Below are 21,469 nucleotides of genomic sequence, written 5' to 3' on the forward strand. Positions count from 1 at the left end.
CAGCCATGCAGGAATCACCTCACCGATCAGCCGGGCCCCTCCCGTGGGCCCGGCTGGTCGTCGTGCTGCTGAGCCGCACCTACCGCGCGATGCTGGTCACCCTGGTCATCGTCGCGGCGCTCCCGCCCCTCGTCTCGGCGTGGGGTGCCTACGTCGTCGAGTCGGGGTCGATGCGCCCCGGGATCCACGAGGGCCACGTCGTGCTGGCCAGCCCCACGGGTCCCGAGCACCGGGTCCACGTCGGACGCGTCTACGTGTTCGACGATCCCGCCGTCGAGGACCGCGTGCTGGTGCACCGCATCGTCGAGCGGCGCGACGACGGCGACTTCACCACGGCGGGCGACGCCAACGAGCTCACCGACTCAACTCCGCTGGACCCGTCCGGGATCCGCGCGCAGGCGCTGCTGCTCGTGCCCTATGTCGGACTGCCGCTGCACTGGCTGCACGCCGGGCGGTGGCCGCTGGTCCTGCTGTGGACTCTCCTCACCGCGGCCGCCTTCCTGGCGTCCCTGCGACGCCTCGACGGCGAGCCGCCGACCCGCCGACCGGGACTCCCTCGCCGGCTGCGACCTGACCGCGTGGGCATCCCCCGTCGCCGGGCACCCGTCGCGGCCCTCGCCGTGGCCGTCGGGGCGGTGGTCATCGGGGCAGTCGTCGTCGGGGGCAGCCTCACCACCTCGGCAGACGCCCGGTTCACGAGCCGGACGGCGACCGCCAGCGGGTGGACGGCCGGCACCGGACTGCTGCAGCCGTACGTCGCGGCGGTGCTGGCCGACCAGCCCTACGGCCTGTGGCTGCTCGACGAGGCAGCCGGCACGGCCTACGCCGCCGACCGCTCGGGCAACAACCGCACCGGCGAGCTGTTCAACCCGCTCACCCCGGGCCGGGCCGGCGGGCTTCCCCGGAACCCGGGCACCGCGGTCGGGACGAACGGCGGCCGGATCGTCCTCGGGACCGGCGCCGTCGCCGCCCCCGCCGCCTACTCGATCGAGCTCTGGTTCCGCACCACGTCCACCTCGCAGGGCTATCTCGCCGGCTTCGAGAACGACCGGGACGCGAACTACTCCCTCTTCACCACCGACGCCGATCGCGCCATCACGATGGAGGCCAACGGCCGGATCACGTTCGGCCGGTGGCCGTGGAGCTCGCAGACGATCACCAGCACCCGCGCCTACAACGACGGGGCGTGGCACCACCTGGTCGTGACCAGCACGGCCGCGCGGGCCACCACCGTCTACGTGGACGGTGCGGCCGTCGTCGCCGGCACCACCTCAGCCGTCGCGAGCTACACCGGCTACTGGCGCGTGGGCCAGGGCAGCATCGGACTGCTCAACACCCCGGGATTCGTCGGCGACGTCGACAACGTGTCGATCTACCACTCGGTGCTCCCCGCCGCGCGCGTCGCGGCCCACTGGGCCGCGCGCTGAGTCAGGCCTCGCCGCGCGGACCCAGGTCGACGGTGAACCACGGCAGCATCAGCTGGGACAGCGGTCCGATCGCCAGGGCGTAGAGCACCGTCCCGAGCCCGAGCACTCCCCCGAGCAGCAGGCCGAGCACGACCACGGTGACCTCGAGGCCGGTCCGGACCAGGCGCAGCGACCAGCCGGTGCGCCGCGCGAGCCCGGTCATCAGGCCGTCGCGCGGGCCGCGACCGAACTGCGACCCGATGTAGAGCGCGGTGGCGAGGCCGTTGAGGACGATGCCACCGACCAGCAGCACCACCCGCAGCCAGATCGCGTCGGGCTCGGTGATCACGGCCAGGGCGGCGTCCGCCGCGACCCCGACGATCAGCGCGTTGGCGATCGTCCCGATGCCGGGCTTCTCGCGCAGCGGGATCCACAGCAGCAGCACCACGAAGCTGAACAGCACGACCGCCTGCCCGAGGGTGATCGGCACGTGCCGGATGAACCCGGAGTGCAGGACGTCCCACGGCGCCAGCCCGAGCGACCCGCGCACCATGAGCGCCAGCGAGACGCCGTACAGGACGAGACCGACGACCAGCTGCGGCACGCGCCGCGCGAGCTGACCGGCACGGAGCTGGGCGAGGGGGCCGAGGTCGACGAGGGGGCGCGGGGCGCGCACGGTGGTGCTGGAGGACATGCGCCCAGTCTGGACCCGATTGGCCTTCTCCTCGATAGCCAATCGTGGGACAGTGGACTGCATGAGCCGCACCATCAGCGCGTCACGGGTGGCCACCCTGCTGGGTCCCCTGTCCGCCGACGAACGTCCCCTCTACCTCGAGCTCGCCGAGTCGCTGCGGCTGCTGATCGGCGAGGGCCGCATCCCGGTGGCGACCCGGTTGCCCAGCGAGCGCGAGCTCATGGCCGCGCTGGGCGTCAGCCGGACGACGGTGACGCGGGCCTACGCCGAGCTGCGCGACCGGGAGTACGCCGAGTCGCGCCGCGGCTCCGGCACGGTGACCCGGCTGCCGCTGCGGGCGCAGTCGGTGACCGACCGCGTCTTCGCCCCGTGGTCGACCGACCCGGACGTCGTCGACCTCAACTGCGCGGCGCCGAGCGCGCCCGCCGGCGTGGCCGCCGCCTACGAGGCCGCCGTCGCCGAGCTCCCGCCCTACCTCTCCAGCCACGGCTACTACCCGGCAGGACTGGGGCGGCTGCGCGAGGCGCTGGCGCAGACCTACGTCGAGCGCGGGCTGCCCACCACCCCCGACCAGATCATGGTGACCAGCGGTGCGCTGGCCGCAGCGTCCGTGGTCGCGCAGGCCATGACCGCCCCCGGGGACCGGGTCGTGGTGGAGGATCCCGTCTACCCCAACGCGACCCAGGCGCTCAGCCACCGCAGCGCACGGCTGGTGCCGGCGCCCGTCGACCCCGACGGGTGGGACCTGTCCGCCACGGCCGAGATCGTCCGCCAGGCCGCACCCCGGCTCGCCTACCTGATCCCCGACTTCCAGAACCCGACCGGGCTGGTGATGAGCGACGAGCAGCGCGCGGAGTACGCCGCCGCGCTGCGTCGCGCCCGCGTGACCGCGGTCGTGGACGAGGCGCACCAGGCGCTGGCTCTGGACGGGCAGGAGATGCCGGCGCCGTTCGCCACGCACTCCCCCGGCGCCATCACCATCGGCAGCGCGAGCAAGCAGTTCTGGGGTGGGTTGCGCCTCGGCTGGCTGCGGGTCCCCGAGGAGATGATGCCGACGCTCCTCCAGGCCCGCATGAGCCTCGACCTGGGCGCGCCGCTGCTCGAGCAGCTCGCCCTGGTCCACCTGGTCGAGAACCGGCACGACGTGTGGGCGGCCAACCGCGAGCGGCTGGCCCGGCAGCGCGACGTGCTCCTCGACGCGCTCACCACCGAGCTGCCGGAGTGGTCGTTCAACCGGCCGGCGGGCGGGCTGGCGGTGTGGTGCCGGCTGCCCCAGCCGCGCGCGAGCGCCCTCGTCGCCGAGGCCGAGCGGCTCGGCGTGATCGCCGCGGCCGGTCGCGTGTTCGCGGTCGAGGGCGGCCTCGAGCACTACGTGCGACTGCCGTGGACGCGCCCGGGTGAGCAGCTCGAGCTGGCCGTCACCCGGCTCGCGCAGGCGTGGGCGCTGTCGTCGACCCGAGCCGGTGCGGCGGTCCGAACCGGCTCGGACCGCCTGACGGTGGCCTGACCCCGGCCGCGACGCGCTTGCGGGGCACGGTGACGGACTTGCTGCGCACCTTCACCGGCGCCCGACCGGGCGCCGTCGCGGTGACCACCACCGAGATCTTCGCGCCGGCCAGCTTCTTGGTGATCCGCAGCGTGCGTCCGGTCTCGCCCGCCAGCTTCTTGCGACCGGCGAACCACTGATAGGTGATCGTCACGCTGGTCGCGGAGAAGGTGCCGGGGCTCGCCGTCAGCTTCTTGCCGACCTTGGCGACACCCTTGACCTTGGGGGGTACGACGCTCGTGACGGGCCCGGAGGCCGGTGGCTGGGTCGGCACGCCCGTCGCCGGCACGGGCACCACCGGTACGGGCACCGTCGGCACGGGCACGGTGGGCGTCGGGTCCGGGGCTGGCGGCGTCGTCGGTTCCGGCGTCGGTGTGGGAGTCGGCGTCGGAGTCGGCGTCGGAGTCGGCGTCGGGGTGGGTGTGGGAGTCGGTGTGGGAGTCGGGGTCGAGCCCACGAGGGCGAGCACGGCGTTGCGCTCGGTGGCGACCGCGCCGGCCACGACGGCCACGTCGGTGGCGGCGGCGATGGTCTGCGCGTCGTCCCAGAACTCCGGCAGGTAGGTCTCGTCGTCGTCCGGCGAGAAGTAGAGCCGGTAGGTGCCGGCGGGCAGGCGCGACAGGGCGTAGGTCCCTCGGGCCCACGTGCCACGCAGCGCGACCCATGTGCCCGACGTGGTCCGGCGGTAGGGCACCACGTAGGTGTCGACATCGCGTCCCTGGCCGTCCTTGACCCGGCCCGAGATGCTTCCGCCCCGCTCGAGCGCGACGTTGACGTCGAGCCGCTCAGTCCCCGCTGTGACCGTGACGGTCGTGGCGTCGGCGACGTTCCACGCACCGGGATAGAACGCCGAGGCGAAGGCGCCAGTGTCGTCGTCGTAGAAGCCGATCCGGTAGCTGCCGCCTGCGAGGCCGCCGAGCCGGTAGCGACCGTCCTGGCCGGCGTAGGTCGAGTCGACCTCGTTCCACTCCTCGTCCTGCGCGTCGTACGCGTAGGCGGTCACCTCGGTGTAGCGCACCGGGTTGCCCTGCGGGTCGACGACGCGGCCACCGATGACCGCAGCCCGGGCCAGGCCCGCGTCGACGACGACTGGGTCACCGGACGCCGGCACGACCACGTCGGTCGCGTCCCGGACCCAGCCGGCATCGGCGTGGTACTCCGCGATGACGGTGCCCTGCGGGTCGCGGAACCCGAGGCGGTAGGTGCCAGCGGCGAGCCCGCGCACGGCGTAGTGACCGGTGGCGTCGGTCCGCACGGTGCGGATCGAGTCCCAGTAGTCGTAGTCGTCCTCGGAGTACCTCTGGTAGACGCTGACCTCGATCCCGGCCAGAGCCGCCCCGCCGTCGACGCTCACGCGTCCGGTGACGGACGCGGGGCGTGCGTCGAGCAACGTGCCGTCGATGCCGGTGACCGCCGCCCCGGCCGCGACGACGACGTCGGTGGCGCCGGCCAGCGTGGTGGCGCCGTCCCAGAAGACCGCCGTGTAGTTGTCCTCGTCGCGCCAGGACGGGTCGTCGAAGCCGACCCGGTAGGTGCCGGGCGCGAGGTCCTCGATCACGTACTCCCCGCTGTACCTCGCAGTGCTCCGCACCTCCTCCCACTCGCCGACGACCCGGCGGTAGACCGTGACCTCGGCGTAGCCGTCGTCGTCACCCTCGGTGACCACGGTCCCGGTGATGGAACCGGCCCGCTCCAGGGAGGCGTCGACACCGGTCCGCTGCTCACCGGCGGTGAGCGGCAGGACCCGGGCCGACTCCGCGTCGTACACGCCGTCCCAGAACTCGGGGACGAGGGCAGGCCATGACGACGAGGTGAACTTCACGCGGTAGGCCCCGGCGGGCAGCCCGGCGACGGTGTAGCCGCCGGCGTAGTTGGTGCGGGCCCATCCCTGCTGCGACCACGAGCCGTCGAAGGGGTCCTGGATCTCGACGCTGACGAACACCTGCCGCTCGGCGGCGCCGGACGGGCCGGTCACCGTGCCGCGGATCGAGGCGCCCATCCCGAGCTGCGCGTCCTTGCCGGACACGGTCTGGCCGGCCTCGACCCGGATGCCCTGGGCCTGCGACCGGTGCACCTGGTCGTTCCAGTACTCCGCGGCATGGACGTCCGAGGGGTCGCTGAACGAGAGGAGGTAGGTCCCGGCCTCGAGGCCGGCGACGTCGTAGTGTCCCGAGGCGTCGGTGGTGGCGGACCGGGTGAGCTGGTATTCCTCCTCGTCGTCCACGGACTCGATCGCCGTCACGTGCACGTCGCGCAACGGAGCCCCGCTCGGGCCGGTGACCGTGCCGGTGATGTGGCCCTGATCGACCAGCACCGCGTCGATGCCGCTGGTGTCGACCGCGCCGAGCACGACGTCGGTGGCCTGCCCCACGGTCGCCGCGTCGTCGAAGAACTCGGCGACGTAGCGGTCGGACTCGAACCCGATGCGGTAGGTGCCCTGCTCCAGGCCGTTGAGCGCGTACGACCCGGTGGCGCTGGTCCTGGTCGAGGTGACCCACGACCAGTACCCGCCACTCTCGCGGTAGGCGACGACCCGGATGTCGCGCACGGGATCACCCGCGCCGTCCGTGACGGTCCCGCGGATCGCCGGGGGCGCCGAGTAGGCATGGTCGACACCCGTGCGCACCTGCTCCGTGGCGAGGACGACGTCGGTCGCCGCTTCGACCGTGGTGGCCTGGGGCCAGAAGACCTGCGGCTCGTCGCTCCACGAGTCGGAGAAGCGCACGCGGTAGGTGCCGGCGTGCAGGCCTTCGAGGCGGTAGCCGCCGGAGGCGTCGGTGCGGGCGCTGGACGCGGTGCTCCACTGCCCTTGGGCGTCGCGTCGCAGCGCGTAGACGTTCACGTCCGCGAGCGGCGTGCCGCTCCGCGACACGGTGCCGGCGATGACCGATTCCCGGTGCAGCTGGGCGTCCTTGCCCGTCAGCTGGTCGGCCGCCACCACCGGGAACCAGGTCGCGGTGTCCATGCTCGCCGCGTCGTTCCAGACCTCCCCGACCAGGTGGCTGTCCCAGGCCGGGCTGAAGCCGAGCGTGTAGCTGCCAGCAGGCAGCCCCTGGATCTTGTAGCTGCCGTCAGGCCCGGTGGGGCGCGAGGCGATCTGGGTCCAGCCGTTCGTCGCCGTACGGCGATAGGCGGAGACGTAGGCGTCGGTGAGGGCCTCGCCCGTGGGACCTGTCACCTTCCCGGCGATCGAGGCGCCAGCGGCCAGCACCGCGTCGATGCCCGACCGGGTGGTGTTGGCCGCGACCACGATGTCGTTGGCGGAGTCGACGTCGAGCGCGTCGTTCCAGTACTCCGCGACGAGGTTCCCGCTGTAGTCGGTGAAGCGCAGGCGGTAGGTCGCGGCGCTCAGCCCGCCCAGGTCGTAGGCGCCCTGGTAGTTGGTGGTCGTCGAGGCGGCGTGGAGCCAATTGCCCGAGGCGGGGTTGAGCACCAGCGCCTGGACCGAGACCTGCGGGACCCCGTTGCCCGCAGCATTGCGGACGGTGCCGGTGATGCGGGACGCGGCGGCAACCGTCAGGTCCTTGCCGGTGACGGTCACGCCCGCGCTCACGGGCACGTTGTCCGCCAGCTCGACGATCGGCTGGTCGCGGTAGAACTCGGGGGCCCGGACGCCGTTGGGGTCGCTCACCCCGATCCGGTAGATGCCGACGAGCAGGCCCTTGACCGTGTAGGTCCCGTCGAAGGCCGTGTTCACGGACTTCACCTGGTTCCAGTAGTCCGAACCCGCGCCCGAACGCTTGTAGACGGTCACGCTCGCGCCGCCGACGGCCGCGCCAGACTCGGTCACGACCTTGCCGCTGATGCTGGACCCGCGCGCGAGGGAGGCGTTGATGCCCGGCACGGTCGCCCCGTCCGCGACGGTGATCACGTCGGCGTCGGCGGACGTCGCTGCGTCCTCCCAGAACTCCTCGAGGTGCCCGGACGCCTCGGTCGGCGTGAACCGTGCCGTGTAGTCGCCGGCGGGCACGGACTCGAACGCGTAGCGGCCCGCGGAGTCCGCGGCCATCGAGAGGTAGGTCGATCCGCCGTCCGCGTCGGAGAGCGACACCCACGTGCCGACCGCCGGGCTCCCGTCGGCGAGCGTCACCTGACCCGTGACCCGCCCCGGGACGGGCTCGGCTGCTCCGGCCGGCGCTCCGGCGAGCAGCACGAGGCCGAGGATCCCGGCCAGCCAACGGGTGGTCCACGAACGTCCGCGCACGGCGCGATTCCTCTCCCCAGCACACCGCTGCCCCTGCGCGGATCGGCATCAGGCTAGGGGCGAGCGATCCGGCGGGGCGGACGTTTTCCGGGATCGCCCGAGCGGAAAACGACGCACGGGCGGGCTCCCCCGGAGGGGACCCGCCCGCGAGCGCGACGCGTGAGTCAGACGAGGTCGGCGGCGCGCACCGAGACGGCGCTGATGGCCGTCTCGATCTCGGCCAGCGTCTCGGCCGGGATCGCCGAGTCGACGGACAGGGCGACGAGCGCCTCGCCGCCCTTGTCCTGGCGCGAGACCTGCATGCCGGCGATGTTGACCTCGGCGTCACCGAGGATCCCGCCGACGACGCCGACCATGCCGGGACGGTCGGTGTAGGCGAAGAAGGCCAGGTGGTCGGTGGGCTCGATGTCGATCTCGAACCCGTTGACCTCGACCAGGCGCTCCTTCTGGTTGATCCCGACGAGCGTGCCGCTGACCGAGACCTGCGAGCCGTCCGCGAGGGTGCCGCGGATGGTGATCAGGTTGCGGTGGTCGGGGCTCTCGCCGTCGGTGACGAGGCGTACGGCGGTGCCGCGCTCGGCCGCCAGCAGCGGGGCGTTCACGTAGGACACCTGGTCCTCGACGATGTCGGAGAAGACGCCCTTGAGCGCCGCCAGCTCGAGCACCTTGACGTCGTACTCCGTGATCTCGCCCCGGACCTCGACGTCGATCTGCTGGGCGACCTCGCCGGCGAGCGCGGTGAAGACGCGACCGAGCTTCTCGGTGAGCGGGATGCCGGGACGCACGTCCTCGGCGATGACTCCGCCCTGGACGTTGACCGCGTCGGGCACGAGCTCGCCCGACAGGGCGAGCCGCACCGACCTGGCGACGGCGATGCCCGCCTTCTCCTGCGCCTCGTCGGTCGACGCGCCGAGGTGCGGGGTGGCGACGACGTTCTCGAGCTCGAAGAGCGGGCTGTCGGTGCACGGCTCCTTGGCGAACACGTCGAGGCCGGCGGCCGCGATCTGGCCGGTCTTGAGGGCGTCGTACAGCGCGGCCTCGTCGACGATGCCACCTCGCGCGGCGTTGACGAGCACGAGCGAGGACTTGGCCTTGGCGAGCTGGTCGGCACCGATCAGGCCCACGGTCTCGGGGGTCTTGGGCAGGTGCACGCTCATGAAGTCGGCCTCGGCGAGGAGGGTGTCGAGGTCGACGAGGCGCACGCCCATCTGCGCGGCGCGGCCGGCCTGGACGTAGGGGTCGTAGGCGATGACCTTCATGCCGAAGGCGCTCAGGCGCTGGGCCACGAGCACCCCGATGCGGCCGAGGCCGACGATGCCGACGGTCTTCTCGTAGAGCTCGATGCCGGTGTACTTCGAGCGCTTCCACTCCCCGTTCTTGAGCGCGGCGTGGGCGGGGCTGACGTGGCGGGCGGCGGCGAGCATCAGCGCCACGGCCAGCTCGGCCGCGGAGACGATGTTGGACGTCGGGGCGTTGACGACCATGACGCCGGCCTGCGTGGAGGCCTTGACGTCGACGTTGTCGAGGCCGACGCCCGCGCGGGCGACGACCTTGAGCCGCTTCGCCGCGGCCAGCGCCTCGGCGTCGACCTTGGTGGCCGAGCGCACGAGGATGGCGTCGGCCTCGACGATGGCAGCGAGCAGCTCGGTGCGGTCGGCACCGTTGCAGTGGCGGATCTCGAAGTCCGGGCCGAGCGCCTCGACGGTGGCGGGGCTCAGCTCTTCGGCGATGAGTACGACAGGCTTCTGGGTCACAGCGGAGTTCCTCGAGGCAGATGATCGATGAGGGCCTGCACGACGCTGTGCTCCCCCAACCCTACAAGGTGCTCGGGTCAGACAGCGCAGCCGTCCGGTCCGCAGGCGTCGCCCTGCCCAGCGGTTCCGGCGAGCACCTCGATCACCGGGTGCGACTCCGACCACGCCCGCTCCAGCACCTGGCTGAAGGCCTCCGCCGGCTGGGCGCCGGACACGCCGTACTTGTTGTCGATCACGAAGAACGGGACGCCCGTCGCGCCGAACGCCTGGGCCTTCTCGATGTCGGCCCACACGTCGTCGGTGTGCTCCGTGCCGGCCAGCACCCGGTCGATCGCCGCGGCGTCCAGACCGGCCTCGACGGCGACCGCCCGCAGCTCGGCGGGGTCGGCGACGTTGCGGGCCTCGGTGAAGTACGCCGCCAGCAGCGCCTCCTTCACCCGGCCCTGCAGCTCGGGCCCGCCGTCGTGCAGCGCGAGGTGGATGAGGCGGTGCGCGTCGAGGGTGTTGAGGTGCAGCGTCTCGGACAGGCGGTAGACGAGGCCCTCCTCCGCGGCGACGGCCTCGACCTGGTCCTGCATCTGCCGGGCGCCCTCGGGGGTCTGGCCATACTTCCTGGCCAGCATCACGCTGGTGGGCTCGGTGGGCTCCGACGGCGCCCCCGGGTCGAGCATGTAGGAGTGCCAGACGACCTCGACGTCGTCGGCGTGATCGAAGGTGCCCAGGGCCGTCTCGAGGCGGCGCTTGCCGATGTAGCACCAGGGGCAGACCACGTCGGACCAGATGTCGATGCGCATGTGGGGCGCAACCGCGGTCAGCGGGTGGATGTTCCCCTGACCGCCTCGGCGACGGGTGTGTCTCCCGACACGAGGTCCCACTGGGCGCCGATGCCGGCCCCGGAGTCGATGACCTCGGCGAGCACGGCGGCGACGTCGGCGCGCGGGACCTCGGCGCGGGTGACGCCCTCGCCCAGCTCGACCCGGCCGGTCGGCTCGTCGTCGGTGAGGCGGCCCGGGCGGATGATCGTCCAGTCCAGCCCGCTCTCGCGCAGGGCGGCGTCGGCGTCGCGCTTCGCCTCGACGTACGCACGCCAGACCGCGCTGGTGTCGTCGGGCAGCGGCTCGTCGACGTTGATGGCCGAGACCTGGACGACGCGGCTGATGCCGGCCTGCCGGGCGCCCTCGATGGTCTTGAGCGCCCCCTCGAGGTCGACGGTGCGCTTGCGCTCGATGTTGCCGTCGGGCCCACCGCCCGCGGCGAAGACCACGGCGTCGGCATCCTCGAACGCTGCCGCGAAGTCGTCCGCGGTGCTGCCCTCGATGTCGAGGAGCCGCACCGCGGCGCCCATCGCCTCGAGCCGGTTGCGGTAGGACTCCTGCCGCACCAGGGCGATCGGGGTGTGGCCGCGCGCGACCAGCAGCGGGTGCAGCAGGCGGGCGATCTGCCCGTTTCCTCCGACGACGGCGACAGTGCTCATGCCTGCCACCTTGCCACGACCCGGGTCAGACCGCTTCCTGGCGGGCGACGGTGGCGCGACGCGCGAGCAGGGTGACCACGAACGACAGCGCCGCAGCGAGCAGCACGCCGAGGTTGGCGTAGGCCCACGGGCCGTCCCAGTAGGGACCGGCCGGGTCGTCGACGTACGTCCCGAGGCCCAGCGGCTCCAGCAGGAAGCCCTGCCAGTTGTTCCACGAGGCGTCGGCGGCGAACGAGTTGACGACCAGGCCCCAGCCGAGGACCGAGGCACCGACCATGGTCGCGATGGAGGTCCAGTCGAAGGAGCCGTAGCGCCCCCGCGCGTCGAAGAGCGCCTCCTCGTCGTAGTCGCGGTGACGCAGGGCGATGTCGGCCATCATCACGCCGGCCCAGGCCGCCAGCGGGACGCCCAGCGTGATCAGGAAGCTCTGGAACGGTCCGAGGAAGTTGTCGGAGAAGAAGACGACGTAGATCGTGCCCAGCGTCAGGATCACGCCGTCCACCAGCGCGGCCGCGGGCCGCGGGATCTTCACGCCGAGCGACAGGAGCGTGAGGCCAGAGGAGTAGATGCCGAGCACGGCACCGCTGACCAGCGCCAGGATCGCGGCCAGCAGGAAGGGCACCAGGAACCACGTCGGCAGCAGGGTGCCGAGGGTGCCGATCGGGTCGTCGACGATGCCGGCGGACAGGTCCGGCGACGAGCCGGCGAGCAGCAGCCCGAAGAGCACGAGCAGCACCGGGGCCAGCGCGCCTCCGAAGGTGTTCCACCCGACGATGGCGGCTCCGCTGGAGGTACGCCGCTGGTAGCGCGACCAGTCGGCGGCGATGTTGATCCAGCCCAGCCCGAAGCCGGTCATCACCATCACCAGCGCGCCGATCATCTGCTGCGCGTTGCCGTTGGGGATCGCGCTGACGGACGACCAGTGGACCTCGTCGATCGTCAGGGCGACGTACACGATCGTGGCGACGCCGGTGACCCAGGTCAGGACCGACTGCATCCGCATGATGATGTGGTAGCCCGCGACGCTGGCCGACACGATCAGGGCCGCGACGACGAGCGTGGCAATCACCTTGGTGGTGGTGCCCGCCGCCCAGCCGAGCTGGTCGAAGATCGTGGCGGTCGCGAGAACGGCCAGGATGGCGAGGAACGTCTCCCACCCGATCGAGACCAGCCACGACACCACGCCCGGGACCTTCTGGCCGTTGACGCCGAACGCCGCCCGGCTCAGGACCATGGTGGGGGCCGAGCCACGCTTGCCGGCGATGGCGATCACGCCGCACAGCGCGAACGAGACGACGACGCCCACGACCGTGACCACGACGGCCTGCCAGAACGAGATCCCGAACCCGAGGACGAAGGACCCGTAGCTGATCCCGAAGACGCTCACGTTGGCGGCGAACCAGGGCCAGAACAGGTCGCGCGGCTGCGCCGTCCGGTCGGCCTCGTCGATGATCTCGATGCCGGTCTGCTCGACCCCGAGCCGCCGGGTGGCCTCCAGGCCGGTGTCACGTGCCGTAGTGCTCATGGGCACATCTTGCACCCGATCAGGCGAAGAGCGCCTGTCCGACGTGCTCGCCCGGCGCGATGCCGCCGGGGATCGCGAACAGGGCGGAGCCGGTGTGCTGGAGGTATTCCTGCAGCCGGTCCTTGCTGGCGAGCTGGGTCTGCATCGGGATGTAGTGGCTGCGCGGGTCGGTGACGTAGGCCAGGAAGAACAGCCCGGCGTCGAGGCGGCCGATCTCGGTCGAGCCGTCGACGAAGTTGTAGCCGCGGCGCAGCAGCCGCACGCCGTTGTTGGCGGTGGGGTGGGCCAGCGCGACGTGCGAGGCGGGGTCGATGAGCGGCCCGTCTCGTCCCGCCAGCTCGAAGTCGGGGTCGTCGTGCTCCGTGCCTCCCGACAGCGGGGCACCCTCGGCCTTCGTGCGGCCGATGTCGCCCTCCTGCGACTGGAGGGTCTGGCGGTCCCAGATCTCGATCGTCATGTTGATCCGGCGGGCGACCAGGTAGGACCCGCCGGCGAGCCATGCGTCCCGGTCGTCGGACGGCTCGACCCACACGTGCTCGTCGAGGTCGGACTGCTCGTCCGACTTGAGGTTCATCGTGCCGTCCTTGAACCCCATCAGGTTGCGCGGCGTCTGCTCGTCGCGGGTCGTGGTCGAGGTCTTGCCGAAGCCGAGCTGCGACCAGCGCACGCCGACCGTCCCGAAGCCGATCCGCGCGAGGTTGCGCACGGCGTGGACCGCGACCTGCGGGTCGTCGGCGCAGGCCTGGACGCACAGGTCGCCGTCGGAGCGGGCGGGGTCGAGGTTGTCGCCCGGGAAGTGCGGCAGCTCGACAAGGGCCTCGGGCAGGCGGTCGGCGAGCCCGAATCGGTCGTCGAAGAGCGAGCGCCCGAAGCCGAAGGTGATGGTGAGCCGGCTCGACGGCAGGCCGATGGCCTCGCCGGTGTCGTCGGGAGGTGCGTTGTACGACGAGATGTCGGGTCCGGCGGGACGGCCGGCCATCATCTCGGCGGCGGCCACGGTCCACGCCTGCAGCAGGGCGACGAGGGACTCGCGGTCGTCGGTCAGGACGTCGAAGGCGGCAAAGTGCAGCCGGTCCTGCACCGGCGTGACGATGCCGGACTGGTGCTCGCCGTACAGGTCGAACGTCGTCGGGGCGGACCCGGCGTCGTCGGGCTCGCTGCCCTGCGCTGCCCAGCCCGCGCCGAAGCCGATCGCGGCCGCGCCCGCCCCGGCGGCACCGATGCCGCCGAGCAGGCCACGACGAGAGACTCCGGACACGGGTCAGACCACCGCGGCCGCGAGCTTCGAGAGCGGCTCGCTGAGGGCGTTGACGGCGTCGGAGAGCTGGCGCACCTGGTCCTGGGTCAGCTCGTCGTAGGACACGAAGCCGTCGCCCTCCCGCGTCTCGTCGAGCAGCGCCTGCAGCTCCTCGAAACGGGACGTGATCTGGTCGGCGAGCGCGGCGTCGTTCTTCTCCACGATCGGCTTCAGCCCGTCGAACGCCACCTTGGCGCCGTCGACGTTGGCCTGGAAGTCGTAGAGGTCGGTGCGCGACCAGTACTCCTCCTCGCCGGTGACCTTGCCGGTCGCGACCTCGTCGAGCAGCCCGCGCGAGCCGTTGGCGATCTGGTCGACGGTGTAGGTCAGGTCGGGCACTCGGGTGGCGAGCTCCTCGGTGTTGGCCATCAGGTCGTCGGCGAACTTCGCCCGCGCCTTGGCGCCGAGCGGGGTGTAGTCCTCCGCGCGGGCCGGCCACAGGTCCTTCTCCATCCGGTGCCAGCCGGTCCAGGTGTCACCGGGAGCCAGGTCGGCCTCGCGGGCGTCCATCATCGGGTCGAGGTCGCCGAAGGACTCGGCCACGGTCTCGATCCGCTCCCAGTGCGTGCGGGCGACGGGGTAGATGGCGCGAGCGGCCTCGTCGTCGCCGGCCTTGTAGGCGTCGACGAACTCCTGCGTCTTGGCGACGAGCTGGTCGGTCTGGTCGCCGACGTAGGCGGCGTAGTTGGTCAGCGCCTGGTCGACGAGCTCGGTGTCGCCGGCGGAGACGTCGACGGCCTCGTCGGACTTGGTGGCGGTGAAGTCGGCGCGGATGCCGTCGCCGACCATCCCGGGCTTGCAGGCGGTGATGTAGTCGCCCTCGGGCGTGACGACCGTGAGGTCGCGGGTCAGGCCGGGGCCGATGTTCTCGACCTCGCTGACGATCCGCAGGCCGTCGGGGGCGAGGAGGTAGAACTCGGTGACGTCGGTGCCGGTGTTCTTGACCGAGAAGGTCAGCTTGCCGGCGGGTGCCTCGACGGCGGACAGGTCGCAGGCGTCGGCCGACGACTCGACGGTGATGCTGCGGGCGTCGCCCTCGTCGGCCGGGGCGGCGTTCTCGGTGCAGGCGGTGAGGAGCACACCGAGCGAGAGCGCGGCGGCAACGGCGGGGATGCGGGACATCGTGGACCTGTTCTGGTTCGGGTCGATCGGGGGCAGGGTGGTCAGGACACCGGCGCGGGTGCCGGCGGGCGCGTCGGCGCCGCGGTGGCGCGGCGGCGTACGGCGAGGAGGAAGGCGGTCATCGTCGGGACGAGGTAGAGCACCCAGGCCGTGGCCTCGAGGTAGGTGGTCTGTGGCGAGAAGTTGAAGACGCCCTTGAGGAGCGTGCCGTACCACGACGTCGGCGGGACCTGCGCCGAGACGTCGAAGAGCAGGCTGTGCAGGCCGGGCAGGAAGCGCGCCTCCTGGAGGTCGTGCACGCCGTAGGCCAGCACGCCGGCCGCGACGACGATCAGGAAGGCACCGGTCCAGGTGAAGAACCGGCTCAGGTTGATGCTGAGCGCACCGCGGTAGATCAGCCACCCGAGGACGACCGCGGTGGCGATGCCGAGGGCGGCGCCGGCCAGCGGCTCCCAGGTGGTGCTGGTGCCGTCGGTGACGGCACTGGTCGCGGCCCACAGGAACAGGGCGGTCTCCAGTCCCTCGCGACCGACGGCGAACAGCGCCACCACGGCCAGTGACCAGCGGCTGGCCTCGGCGGCCCGGTCGATCTGGCCGCGGAGATCGGCGCCCATGCCGCGGGCGGCCCGCGCCATCCAGAAGACCATCCACGTCACGAAGCCGACCGCGACGATCGACAGCGTGCCGCCGATCAGCTCCTGCGCCTCGAAGGTGAGTCCGCGCGGACCGAACGTGAGCGCGGCCCCGAAGGCGAGGCTCACCCCCACGGCGATCGCGACCCCGGCCCAGATGCGCGGCAGCAGGTGCCGTCGCTCCGACTTCACGAGGTAGGCGACGAGGATGCTGACGACGAGCGCAGCCTCGAGGCCCTCGCGGAGGCCGATCAGGTAGTTGGCGAACACGAAGGGGATCGTACTCCTCTTCTTAGGCCAGCCTCACCTTGGCTCATGCCCGGGCCTCAGGGAGACCCCTGCTCCGGGTCAGGGTCGGGCGGGGGTCGGGTGGGGGCTGCGTGGGGGTCGGCACCCGATGTGGACCGGCGGCCCTCGCAGCGAGGGTTGGGCCCATGATCACCGTTGACTCACTCACCCGGAGGTACGCCGGCTTCACCGCCGTCGACAACGTCTCCTTCACCGCCCAGCCCGGCCGCGTGACCGGCTTCCTCGGTCCGAACGGCGCTGGCAAGTCCACCACGATGCGCGTCATGGTCGGGCTCACCGCCCCGACGTCCGGCTCCGCCACGATCGACGGCGTCCGGTTCGCGGATCTGCCCAACCCCGGCCTCGAGGTCGGCGTCCTCCTCGACGCGTCCGCCCAGCACGCCGGTCGGACCGGTCGCGAGATCCTCACGATCGCCGCCGACACGATGGGCCTGCCCCGCAAGCGCGTCGACGAGATGCTCGAGCTCGTCAGCCTGACCCCGAGCGAGTCGAGGCGCCGGGTGCGCAACTACTCCCTCGGCATGCGCCAGCGCCTGGGCATCGGCACCGCCCTACTCGGCGACCCGCGGGTGCTGATCCTCGACGAGCCCGCCAACGGCCTCGACCCGGCCGGCATCCGCTGGATGCGCGACCTGCTGCGCGGCTACGCCAACCAGGGCGGCACCGTGCTCCTGTCGTCACACCTGCTGCACGAGATCGAGGTCATCGCCGACGACCTCGTCGTGATCGGCAACGGCAAGATCGTCGCCTCCGGGACCAAGGAGGAGCTCCTCGCCGCCGCCGGCACCCTGGCCCGCGCCTCCTCGCCGCGCGACCTCGCCCACGCCCTCGAGCAGGCCGGGGTGCCCAGCACCCTCGCCGGCGACGGGTCCGTGCGCACCGACGCCGATCCTGCCCGGGTGGGCGCGGTGGCCCTGGCCGCCGGGATCGCCCTCACCGAGCTGCGCTCCGCCGAGGGCGCGGGGCTCGAAGACATGTTCCTGGCGCTCACCGCCGAGACCCAACGTGAAGGAGTTGCGGCATGAGTGCCACGACCGTCTCCCCCAGCACCAACCCCGCCGCGCCGGGCGCCGCGACCGTGCCCGCGCGCGTCGCCGCCCGCCGGATCCCGACCTCGCGACTGGTGAAGGTCGAGCTCCGCAAGATGTTCGACACCCGATCCGGCTTCTGGCTGATGTCGAGCATCGGCATCCTGGCCGTCATCGCCACCGGCAGCGTCATCCTCTTCGCCTCGGAGGGATCGCAGACCTACGACAACTTCGGTGCCGCGATCGGCTTCCCGATGGTCGTCATCCTGCCGATCATCGCCGCCTTGTCGGTGAGCAGCGAGTGGAGCCAGCGCAGCGGCCTGACGACGTTCACCCTCGTCCCCCGCCGCGGTCGCATCATCGCCGTCAAGCTGGGCCTCTCGGTCGCGGTCGGCGTCGTCTCGATCGCGCTGGCCCTGGCCATCGGCGCCCTCGGCAACATCCTCGGCGCGGCGATCGCGGGCATCGACCCGGTCTGGGACATCCCGCTCGACCAGGCGCTGGGGATCGTGCTCGCCAACGTGCTCGGGATGCTCGTCGGGTTCATGCTCGCCGTGCTCATCCGCAACTCCGCCGGGGCGATCGTCGGCTACTTCGTCTACAGCTTCGTGCTGCCGCCGCTGTCGATGCTGCTCGCCTCCAGCCAGCAGTGGTGGGAGGACCTGCAGCCGTGGGTCGACTTCAACTTCGCCCAGGGCAACCTCTTCAACGGCGACCTGACCGGCGAGATGTGGGCCCAGCTCGGGGTCACCACGCTGTTCTGGCTCGCGATCCCGCTGGCCATCGGGCTGTGGGTCGTGCGCCGGGCCGAGGTGAAGTAGCGCAGACACACGGACGGCGGTGTCCGGCAGTCATCAGGTGACTGCCGGACACCGCCGTCGTGCGTCGGTCAGCGGGCGGCGCTGCCCTCGGTGTAGTCCGAGTCCTCCTGCTTCCACGCGAAGTGCGAGCGCAGCGTCTTGCCGGTCGCCTCGATGGAGTGGGCGGCCTCCTTCTCGCGCAGCTCGAGGAACTCCTTGCCGCCGTTGTCCTGGTCGTCGATGAAGCGCTTCGCGAAGGCGCCGCTCTGGATGTCGTCGAGGATCGACTTCATGCTGGCCTTCACCTCGGGGGTGACGACGCGGGGGCCGGAGACGTAGTCGCCGTACTCCGCCGTGTCGGAGACCGACCAGCGCTGCTTGGCGATGCCGCCCTCGAACATCAGGTCGACGATCAGCTTGAGCTCGTGGAGCACCTCGAAGTAGGCGATCTCGGGCTGGTAGCCAGCCTCGGTCAGGGTCTCGAAGCCCGCCTGGACGAGGTGCGAGACGCCGCCGCAGAGCACGGCCTGCTCACCGAACAGGTCGGTCTCGGTCTCCTCGGTGAAGGTGGTCTTGATGACGCCGGCGCGGGTGCCGCCGATGGCCTTGGCGTAGGACTTCGCCAGGTCCCACGCGGTGCCCGAGGCGTCCTGCTCGACGGCGATGATGTCGGGGATGCCGCGCCCGGCGACGTACTCACGACGCACGGTGTGGCCGGGGGCCTTGGGCGCCACCAGGATCACGTCGACACCCTCGGGTGCCTGGATGTAGCCGAAGCGCACGTTGAAGCCGTGGCCGAAGACGAGGGTGTCGCCGGCGGTGATGTGCGGCTGGATCGACTCGGCGTAGATGTGGCGCTGGACCTGGTCGGGGGCGAGCACGACGATGACGTCGGCCTCCTGCACGGCCTCGGCGACCGACAGCACGCGCAGGCCCTCGTCCTCGGCCTTGGCGCGGCTCTTCGAGCCCTCCTTGAGGCCGACCCGGACGTCGACGCCGGAGTCGCGCAGGTTGAGCGCGTGGGCGTGGCCCTGGCTGCCGTAGCCGATGACGGCGACGTTCTTGCCCTGGATGAGGGTCAGGTCGGCGTCGTCGTCGTAGAACATCTCAGCCACTGGGGGCTCTCCTTCTGGTTGGGTTTCTTGCTGACTGGTGCGGTTTCGAGGCTCGGCCGCGGGCGGCCTCGCGCCTCAACCGACGAGGGGAGTCGCGGACGCGGGGGCCGGGACGGGGACCGGGCGCATGCTGCGCTCGCTGATGGAGCGCGAGCCGCGGCCGATGGCGACCATGCCGGACTGGACGAGCTCGCGGATCCCGAAGGGCTCGAGCACGCGCAGCACGTCGCCGAGCTTGTCGGCGTTTCCGGTGACCTGGATGGTGATGGCGTCGGGGGCGACGTCGACGACCTTGGCGCGGAAGAGCTGGACGGCGTCGAGCACGGCGCCGCGGGTCTGCGCGTCGGCCCTCACCTTGACCAGCATCAGCTCGCGGTTGATCGAGGCGGACCCGTCGAGCTCGACGATCTTGATCACCTCGATCAGCTTGTTGAGCTGCTTGGTGACCTGCTCGAGCGGCGACTCGTCGACGTTGACCACGATCGTCATCCGCGAGACCTCGGGATGCTCGGTCGGCCCGACGGCCAGGCTCTCGATGTTGAAGCCGCGCCGGCTGAAGAGGCCGGCGATGCGGGCCAGGACGCCCGGCTTGTTCTCCACCAGGACGCTCAACGTGTGCGTGCTCATCAGATGTCGTCCTCGTCGAACTGGGGCGCGAGGTCGCGCGCGTACTTGATCTCGTCGTTGCTGGTGCCGGCGGCGACCATGGGCCAGACCATCGCGTCGCGGTGCACGCGGAAGTCGACGACGACCGGCTGGTCGTTGATCGACATGGCCTTCTCGATGGTCGTGTCCACGTCCTCGGGCGACTCGCACGACAGGCCGATGCAGCCGTAGGCCTCGGCGAGCTTGACGAAGTCGGGGATGCGCTTGGAGTGCAGGTCGGTGTTGGAGTAGCGCTCGTTGTAGAACAGCGTCTGCCACTGGCGCACCATGCCGAGCGACTCGTTGTTGATGATCGCGACCTTGATCGGGATGTCGTTGATCGCGCAGGTGGCCAGCTCCTGGTTGGTCATCTGGAAGCAGCCGTCGCCGTCGATCGCCCACACGGTCGTGTCCGGCATGCCGACCTTCGCGCCCATCGCGCTGGGGACGGCGTAGCCCATGGTCCCCAGGCCGCCGGAGTTGATCCAGGTGTTGGGCTTCTCGTAGTCGATGAAGTGCGCGGCCCACATCTGGTGCTGCCCGACACCGGAGCAGTAGATCGAGTCGGGGCCGGCGATGGCGCTGAGGCGCTCGAGGACGTACTGCGGGGCGAGCGAGCCGTCGGCGGGCGTGTCGTAGCCGAGCGGGTAGGTCTTCTTCACCCCGGCCAGGAACGCGACCCAGCCCTCGTAGTCGCCGGTGTGGCCGGCGTCTGCCTCGGTCGCGAGCAACGCGATCAGCTCGGTGATCACCTCGTGGCAGTCACCCACGATCGGCACGTCGGCGTAGCGGTTCTTGCCGATCTCGGCCGGGTCGATGTCGGCGTGGATGACCTTGGCGTTGGGTGCGAACGAGTCGAGGTTGCCGGTCACGCGGTCGTCGAAGCGGGCGCCGAGGCTGATGATCAGGTCGCTCTTCTGCAGCCCGGCCACCGCGGCCACGGTGCCGTGCATGCCGGGCATGCCGAGGTGCTGCGGGTGGCTGTCGGGGAACGCGCCGCGCGCCATCAGGGTCGTCACGACGGGCATCCCGGTGGCCTCCGCGAGCTTGAGCAGAGCGGCCGACGCCCGCGAGCGGATGACCCCGCCACCGACGTACAGCACCGGGCGGCGCGACTCGAGGATCAGCCGGACGGCCTCGCGGATCTGCTTGCCGTGCGGGCGGGTGACGGGACGATAGCCGGGGAGCTGGAGCTCGCTCGGCCACTGGAAGGAGGTCATCGCCTGCAGCGCGGACTTGGCGACGTCGACGAGCACCGGACCGGGGCGGCCGGTCGAGGCGATGTGGAACGCCTCCGCGACCGTGCGCGGGATGTCGGCCGGGTCGGTGACGAGGAAGTTGTGCTTGGTGATCGGCATCGTGATGCCGCGGATGTCGGCCTCCTGGAAGGCGTCGGTGCCGATCATCGAGGCGCCCACCTGGCCGGTGACGGCGACCAGCGGGACGGAGTCCATGTGCGCGTCGGCGAGCGGGGTGACCAGGTTGGTGGCACCCGGGCCCGACGTGGCCATGCAGACCCCGACGCGTCCGGTGGCCGCGGCATAGCCCTGGGCCGCGTGGCCGGCGCCCTGCTCGTGCCGCACGAGGATGTGCCGGATGCGGGTGGAGTCCATCAGCGGGTCGTAGGCCGGGAGGATCGCACCACCCGGGATCCCGAAGATGTCGGTCGCGCCCGCGCTCTCGAGGGACTTGATCAGGCTCTGCGCGCCGGTCATGGCTGCCCCAGCGATCCCGCCCTGCTCTGTCATGGTGAACCTTTGCTCGTCTGCCAATGAAAAAACCCCTCGGCCCGGCGGGCAACGAGGGGAGGACGCGTGTGTGGCGAGGTCGGGGACCTGCTAGCTCACGCGTCGCGTGCGTACAAGGATCTCAGTGCGCATGCGCCTACCGTCGTCGTCGGGGGGCTCCGACGTCAACC

At 71.6% G+C, this 21,469-nt stretch carries 16 protein-coding genes; 4 read left to right on the plus strand and 12 right to left on the minus strand.

Annotated elements, in window-relative coordinates:
- The first annotated feature begins 5 nt into the window (after positions 1-5).
- Entirely contained in the window at positions 6-1,427 is a 1,422-nt protein-coding gene (locus C7S10_RS10565; protein ID WP_108344414.1) for a signal peptidase I, read from the plus strand.
- A gap of 1 nt (position 1,428) precedes the next feature.
- Here C7S10_RS10565 and yczE read toward each other — a convergent pair whose 3' ends face one another.
- Positions 1,429-2,100, minus strand: a complete 672-nt coding sequence (yczE, locus tag C7S10_RS10570) for a membrane protein YczE (RefSeq protein ID WP_108344415.1) — start codon at positions 2,098-2,100, stop codon at positions 1,429-1,431.
- Positions 2,101-2,161: 61 nt separating this feature from the next.
- On the opposite strand from yczE, the gene yczR reads away from it, so the two are divergent.
- Positions 2,162-3,607 carry a MocR-like transcription factor YczR gene (yczR, locus tag C7S10_RS10575; RefSeq protein ID WP_108344416.1) on the plus strand — a complete coding sequence of 482 codons (1,446 nt, stop codon included), beginning with the start codon at positions 2,162-2,164 and terminating at the stop codon, positions 3,605-3,607.
- Here yczR and C7S10_RS10580 read toward each other — a convergent pair.
- From C7S10_RS10580 to efeU, 8 genes are all read right to left on the minus strand, one after another.
- Positions 3,519-7,850 (minus strand): carboxypeptidase regulatory-like domain-containing protein, encoded by a 4,332-nt coding sequence (locus C7S10_RS10580; RefSeq protein ID WP_108344417.1) that lies wholly within the window; start codon positions 7,848-7,850, stop codon positions 3,519-3,521. The two genes, yczR and C7S10_RS10580, sit on opposite strands and share 89 nt — an antisense overlap.
- A gap of 164 nt (positions 7,851-8,014) precedes the next feature.
- Positions 8,015-9,604 (minus strand): phosphoglycerate dehydrogenase, encoded by a 1,590-nt coding sequence (gene serA / locus C7S10_RS10585; RefSeq protein WP_108344418.1) that lies wholly within the window; start codon positions 9,602-9,604, stop codon positions 8,015-8,017.
- A 77-nt stretch (positions 9,605-9,681) separates the two neighbouring features.
- Positions 9,682-10,398, minus strand: coding sequence for a DsbA family oxidoreductase (locus tag C7S10_RS10590; RefSeq protein WP_108344419.1), 717 nt, complete (start codon positions 10,396-10,398; stop codon positions 9,682-9,684).
- Between the two features lie 17 nt (positions 10,399-10,415).
- Positions 10,416-11,078: an SDR family oxidoreductase gene (locus C7S10_RS10595; protein WP_108344420.1), complete on the minus strand. Its 663-nt coding sequence runs from the start codon at positions 11,076-11,078 to the stop codon at positions 10,416-10,418.
- Between the two features lie 25 nt (positions 11,079-11,103).
- On the minus strand, positions 11,104-12,603 hold the full coding sequence (locus tag C7S10_RS10600; protein ID WP_108344421.1) for a purine-cytosine permease family protein: 1,500 nt from the start codon (positions 12,601-12,603) through the stop codon (positions 11,104-11,106).
- A 19-nt stretch (positions 12,604-12,622) separates the two neighbouring features.
- Positions 12,623-13,861, minus strand: coding sequence for an iron uptake transporter deferrochelatase/peroxidase subunit (efeB, locus tag C7S10_RS10605; protein ID WP_108344422.1), 1,239 nt, complete (start codon positions 13,859-13,861; stop codon positions 12,623-12,625).
- Positions 13,862-13,864: 3 nt separating this feature from the next.
- On the minus strand, positions 13,865-15,022 hold the full coding sequence (gene efeO, locus C7S10_RS10610) for an iron uptake system protein EfeO (protein WP_108344423.1): 1,158 nt from the start codon (positions 15,020-15,022) through the stop codon (positions 13,865-13,867).
- A gap of 41 nt (positions 15,023-15,063) precedes the next feature.
- The gene (efeU, locus tag C7S10_RS10615) at positions 15,064-15,924 is read right to left on the minus strand and encodes an iron uptake transporter permease EfeU (RefSeq protein WP_108344424.1); all 861 of its coding nucleotides are present in this window, start codon (positions 15,922-15,924) and stop codon (positions 15,064-15,066) included.
- Between the two features lie 164 nt (positions 15,925-16,088).
- Here efeU and C7S10_RS10620 point away from each other — a divergent pair, with 164 nt between their 5' ends.
- Both C7S10_RS10620 and C7S10_RS10625 read left to right on the plus strand, forming a co-directional pair.
- Positions 16,089-16,988, plus strand: a complete 900-nt coding sequence (locus tag C7S10_RS10620; RefSeq protein ID WP_108344425.1) for an ABC transporter ATP-binding protein — start codon at positions 16,089-16,091, stop codon at positions 16,986-16,988.
- Complete coding sequence (locus tag C7S10_RS10625) at positions 16,985-17,812, plus strand: ABC-2 transporter permease (protein ID WP_108344426.1); 828 nt, start codon at positions 16,985-16,987, stop codon at positions 17,810-17,812. The genes C7S10_RS10620 and C7S10_RS10625 overlap by 4 nt, the downstream gene beginning before the upstream one ends.
- 68 nt (positions 17,813-17,880) lie before the next feature.
- Here C7S10_RS10625 and ilvC read toward each other — a convergent pair whose 3' ends face one another.
- The 3 genes from ilvC to C7S10_RS10640 form a co-directional block, all read right to left on the minus strand.
- Positions 17,881-18,906 (minus strand): ketol-acid reductoisomerase, encoded by a 1,026-nt coding sequence (gene ilvC, locus C7S10_RS10630; RefSeq protein ID WP_108344427.1) that lies wholly within the window; start codon positions 18,904-18,906, stop codon positions 17,881-17,883.
- A gap of 75 nt (positions 18,907-18,981) precedes the next feature.
- Positions 18,982-19,533: an acetolactate synthase small subunit gene (gene ilvN, locus C7S10_RS10635; protein WP_108344428.1), complete on the minus strand. Its 552-nt coding sequence runs from the start codon at positions 19,531-19,533 to the stop codon at positions 18,982-18,984.
- Positions 19,533-21,299: an acetolactate synthase large subunit gene (locus C7S10_RS10640; protein ID WP_108344429.1), complete on the minus strand. Its 1,767-nt coding sequence runs from the start codon at positions 21,297-21,299 to the stop codon at positions 19,533-19,535. Before C7S10_RS10640 ends, ilvN begins: the two co-directional genes overlap by 1 nt.
- Between the last annotated feature and the right edge of the window lie 170 nt (positions 21,300-21,469).

The organism is Nocardioides currus, from assembly GCF_003057875.1.
Taxonomy (GTDB): Bacteria; Actinomycetota; Actinomycetes; order Propionibacteriales; family Nocardioidaceae; genus Nocardioides; species Nocardioides currus.

What these genes read in the sequence shown, in the direction of transcription:
- C7S10_RS10600 (WP_108344421.1), bottom strand. Translation starts at nt 12,603, where the DNA reads ATGAGCACTACGGCACGTGACACCGGCCTGGAGGCCACCCGGCGGCTC.
- C7S10_RS10590 (WP_108344419.1), bottom strand. Translation starts at nt 10,398, where the DNA reads ATGCGCATCGACATCTGGTCCGACGTGGTCTGCCCCTGGTGCTACATC.
- yczR (WP_108344416.1), top strand. Translation starts at nt 2,162, where the DNA reads ATGAGCCGCACCATCAGCGCGTCACGGGTGGCCACCCTGCTGGGTCCC.
- yczE (WP_108344415.1), bottom strand. Translation starts at nt 2,100, where the DNA reads ATGTCCTCCAGCACCACCGTGCGCGCCCCGCGCCCCCTCGTCGACCTC.
- C7S10_RS10595 (WP_108344420.1), bottom strand. Translation starts at nt 11,078, where the DNA reads ATGAGCACTGTCGCCGTCGTCGGAGGAAACGGGCAGATCGCCCGCCTG.
- C7S10_RS10620 (WP_108344425.1), top strand. Translation starts at nt 16,089, where the DNA reads ATGATCACCGTTGACTCACTCACCCGGAGGTACGCCGGCTTCACCGCC.
- C7S10_RS10640 (WP_108344429.1), bottom strand. Translation starts at nt 21,299, where the DNA reads ATGACAGAGCAGGGCGGGATCGCTGGGGCAGCCATGACCGGCGCGCAG.
- efeO (WP_108344423.1), bottom strand. Translation starts at nt 15,022, where the DNA reads ATGTCCCGCATCCCCGCCGTTGCCGCCGCGCTCTCGCTCGGTGTGCTC.
- ilvN (WP_108344428.1), bottom strand. Translation starts at nt 19,533, where the DNA reads ATGAGCACGCACACGTTGAGCGTCCTGGTGGAGAACAAGCCGGGCGTC.
- C7S10_RS10565 (WP_108344414.1), top strand. Translation starts at nt 6, where the DNA reads ATGCAGGAATCACCTCACCGATCAGCCGGGCCCCTCCCGTGGGCCCGG.
- C7S10_RS10625 (WP_108344426.1), top strand. Translation starts at nt 16,985, where the DNA reads ATGAGTGCCACGACCGTCTCCCCCAGCACCAACCCCGCCGCGCCGGGC.